Origin of the sequence: Streptomyces rhizoryzae (assembly GCF_023155275.1) — a bacterium.
Classification (GTDB): domain Bacteria; phylum Actinomycetota; class Actinomycetes; order Streptomycetales; family Streptomycetaceae; genus Streptomyces; species Streptomyces rhizoryzae.
Map to the genome: position 1 here is coordinate 1 of NZ_JALMUV010000104.1, position 3805 is coordinate 3805.

Below are 3805 nucleotides of genomic sequence, written 5' to 3' on the forward strand. Positions count from 1 at the left end.
CCGTCCCCACCGCGCCCACCGCGGCCACCGCGCCCACCGAAAGGGACCCCGATGCCCACCGGAAACCCCTCCCCCGGCCCCCTCCCCCCACTGCCCGACGACTGGCAGCGGGCGCTGGCCGTCGTGGCCCACCCCGACGACCTGGAGTACGGCGCGGCGGCCGCGATCGCCGAGTGGACCGACGCCGGACGCGATATCCGCTACCTCCTGGTCACCCGCGGCGAGGCCGGTATCGACGGCCTGCCGCCGGGCGACTGCGCCGTGGTCCGCGAGGCCGAGCAGCGGGCCGCCGCCGCGCACGTCGGCGTCCGCACCGTCGAATTCCTCGACGGCCACCGGGACGGCGTCATCGAGCCCTCCCCGGCCCTCCGCCGCGACCTGGCCGCCGCGGTCCGCCGGCACCGCCCCGAGCTGCTGATCACCCTCAACCACCGCGACACCTGGGCCGGCACCCACTGGAACACCCCCGACCACCGCATCGTCGGCCGCGCCGTCCTGGACTCCGCCGCCGACGCCGGCAACCGCTGGATCTTCCCGGAACTCGCCTCCGAGGGCCTCGCCCCCTGGTCCGGCGTCCGCTGGACCGCCGTCGCCGGCTCCCCGCGCCCCACCCATGCCGCCGAGGTGGACACCGGCATCCCCCGCGCCGTCGCTTCCCTGGCCGCCCACACCACCTACCTCCGCGCCCTCGCCCCCACCGAAGACCCCCACACCCACGCCCGCACCACCCTCAACCGCACCCTCACCACGGCCACCGAACACCACGGCCGCCCGGCGGTGCTGTTCGAGCTGTTCGCGCACTAGCGTCAGCCTGCTCGCGCCCGCCAGGGGCGCGTCCGCGGCATCGGCTGCGCGGCGCCGGCCCGCCGGATCACCGCTTGACGAGCTTGCCGACGGCATTGGCTTCCCGGGCCTGGTCGGCGAGGTAGCTCCAGGAGAGGTTGATGAATCCGCGGTCGCCCCAGCCGGTGCCCCAGGAGTTCTCGACCCGCACGCCCTTGCTGTTGTAGGCGACGATGGTCATCGCGTGTCCGCCCGCGAGCTGCTCGCCGGCGGCGGGACGGTAGGTGTACGAGGCGGCCTGCTGCCGGGTGAGCCGGAAGAAGCTGTTGTACACCGGAATCGCGATGACGACCGGCTCGCCCTGGGCCAGAGCGGCCTTCACGTCATTCTTGATCTGGCCGCCGGTGTGCAGCGGGGTGTAGCCGGACAGCTTCCACTTCGCCGCGTTGGCCCTCTCGTGGGCGGTCGGCTGGGTGGTGTAGTCGAAGTCGCCCTGGGAGTAGTCGGACCTGGAGTCCACGCCTTGCGAGGTGGCTATCTTGAAGTGCTGCTCCGCCGAGGTGCCGGTGTTCCGTCCCTTGACGATCTGGGCGTAGGTGTACATGGGCGCCTGGGGCCCGCCTTTGATCCCCTGCTCGTGCTCCAGGATGCTGTAGGCGGAGTGGTCGATGGCCCACGCGACGCAGGCGCCGACCCGGCCCTGGTTGCCGGGCGTGGCCGCGTACGGCGTCAGGTCGACGCCGGCCGGAAGGCTCCGGGGACCCGCCGGGTCCGGCGCGGCAGCGACGGACGCCGGGCGGAGGGCGGTGGCCGCCAGCCTCGGCCGAACCGACTTGCGCAGCACGGTCCGGCGCCACGCCGACGTGGACGGGACGGCGCCGAGTCCGAACGGGCGCTTCGTTCCGCCGGTGGTCTGTGACGCCCGGCCGGGTGCCCGGCCGTGACCGGGCACGGCGGGGCTCGCCGTGGAAACCCCGACGGTCACGGCCGCGACCACGCCTGCGGTGCCGAGTGCGAGGGCGGCGCGAGTCCTGCCGCTGATGGCCTTCCACTTGTGGGATGCGCGAGTCATGGATGTCCTTTGCTATTTGTCAGGTGCCTGACAGATGGCTGCCGCCGCTCCCCCGGGACACCGGGTGAGCCGGCCGGGACAGGCGTCCTGGCGCCGGGGGGCGTGCGGCAAAGCCCGTACCGCGCGGGCGCGTTGCCCGTCCGCGGACCGGAAAGGGTATTCCTGGGCTGTGGTCGACTGCGGGAAATCTCTGGCGCGGGTCGAAGAATTGACCGCTACCGCAGCACTCGTTTTCTGGACGCTTTCGAAGGCATGTCCAATGAGCCACGGAAGCTAGCCGAACCATGCGCAACGAAGCAAGTCCCACGTGTCCGTGATCACAAATTCGCCGCCGAACCGGCGGGCATATCGGACCCGGCGCGGCATACGGCTCGACCGCCTCACGCCCCCTTTCCCGCCTCTTGCGCGCCATGGGAAATCGCGATGAACCGAGGCATAGCGGCATGGGTCAGCTGCCGCGCGCCCGGGCAGGGCAGCCCGTGCCACGGCCCGCCACGCGGTGCTTGCACGGGCGCGGATGCCGCCGGCGAACTCGCCGCACCGGCCATGCCATTGGCAGTCCACGTCTTTGCCGGCCGCGCGCGGCAACCCGCCCGATGACCTAAATGTCTTCACAACGGCATCAATGTGGCGCTACCAAGGCGGAATGACGGAACGCTCCGAGGGGCCTGGCGGCGCTCGGAAAAAATTTCTCCGGTTTCTGATATCCGGCCCGCGCTGGCAGGGTCTCCCAGGTATCGAAGGCATGCCGTCACGTCAGCTACGGGGAGCGAGGAGGGACATGAGCCCGGAACATGAGGCCGCGGTCATCACGACCGCGCAGGCGGGGGACCGGTGTGCGCAGGACGAGCTGGTCGCCCGCTATCTTCCGCTGGTCTACAACATCGTCGGACGCGCACTGCACGGTCACGCCGATGTCGACGACGTGGTGCAGGAAACCATGCTCCGCGCGCTCGACGGGCTGGCCGGCCTGCGCAAACCCCATAGGTTCGGCGCCTGGCTGGTGGCCGTGACCATGAACGAGATACGCCGGCACTGGCGCAGCAAACAGGCGTCCGCTTCCGTGACCGGGATCGACGCGGTGACCGAAGTGGCCGACCCCGGCGCGGACTTCGTCGATCTGACCATCATCCGGCTGGGGCTCTCGGGCCAGCGCCGCGAGGTGGCCGAGGCGACCCGCTGGCTGGACGAGGACGACCGTGCGCTGCTGGCGCTGTGGTGGCTGGAGGCCGCGGGCGAACTGACCCGGCCCGAGATGGCCGCCGCCCTCAAACTGCCGTCGTCGTACGTCGCGGTCCGGGTGCAGCGGATGAAGGCGCAGCTGGAAGCCTCCCGGCTGGTGGTGCGCGCGCTGTCGGCGACGTCCCGTTGCCCGCGGCTGAAGCCGGTCGTGGCGCGCTGGGACGGTATGCCCTCCGCGCTGTGGCGCAAGCGCATCTCCCGCCACGTCCGCGACTGCCGGGACTGCTCGGGCCGGGGCAACGGCCTGATACCGGCGCAAAGCCTCCTCGCCGGCATCGCCCTGGTCCCGCCGGCCGCCTCGCTGGCCTGCCACGCGGCCCGAGCGGGCCACGCCGCCGCGACCGGGCTGGCCGGTTCGAGCGTGGCCGCTGCCCCTCCCGCGCCCCTGACGACGGCGCGGCACGCGGCGCCCCGGCCACACGGGCTGGGCCGCAGGCCGCTCGGCGGCCACCGCCGCCCGCGGTTGCGGCCCCGACGTGCGCACGTACTCGCCGGCGGCGCCGCCGCGACGGCGGCGGCCACGGCGGTCTCCGTCATGCTCGGCTCGCCGGACAGCATCCAGAGCACCGACTCCTCGGTCGCCCCCCGGCCGGTGCTGGTGAAGGCGGCGCCGATACCCAGCCCGCCACCCCGCACCCTTCCCCCGTCCCACCCGCCCACGACCTTCCCCGGCCGGACATCGACCGCCGAACCGTCGCCGGCCCACCC

At 72.9% G+C, this 3805-nt stretch carries 3 protein-coding genes; 2 read left to right on the plus strand and 1 reads right to left on the minus strand.

Annotation, left to right across the window (positions count from 1 at the left end; all coding sequences use genetic code 11):
- Positions 1-51: 51 nt before the first annotated feature.
- Positions 52-804 (plus strand): PIG-L deacetylase family protein, encoded by a 753-nt coding sequence (locus MUU72_RS34985; protein ID WP_248017495.1) that lies wholly within the window; start codon positions 52-54, stop codon positions 802-804.
- A gap of 67 nt (positions 805-871) precedes the next feature.
- Here the strand turns inward: MUU72_RS34985 and MUU72_RS34990 are convergent, their stop codons facing one another.
- Positions 872-1855, minus strand: a complete 984-nt coding sequence (locus MUU72_RS34990; protein ID WP_248017496.1) for a C1 family peptidase — start codon at positions 1853-1855, stop codon at positions 872-874.
- Positions 1856-2636: 781 nt separating this feature from the next.
- Between MUU72_RS34990 and MUU72_RS34995 the strand changes: the two genes are divergently transcribed.
- On the plus strand, positions 2637-3805 hold a 1169-nt coding region (locus MUU72_RS34995; protein ID WP_248017497.1), incomplete at its 3' end, for an RNA polymerase sigma factor.

Excerpts from the sequence above, each read along its gene's own strand:
- MUU72_RS34985 (WP_248017495.1), top strand. The coding sequence starts at position 52 with ATGCCCACCGGAAACCCCTCCCCCGGCCCCCTCCCCCCACTGCCCGAC.
- MUU72_RS34990 (WP_248017496.1), bottom strand. The coding sequence starts at position 1,855 with ATGACTCGCGCATCCCACAAGTGGAAGGCCATCAGCGGCAGGACTCGC.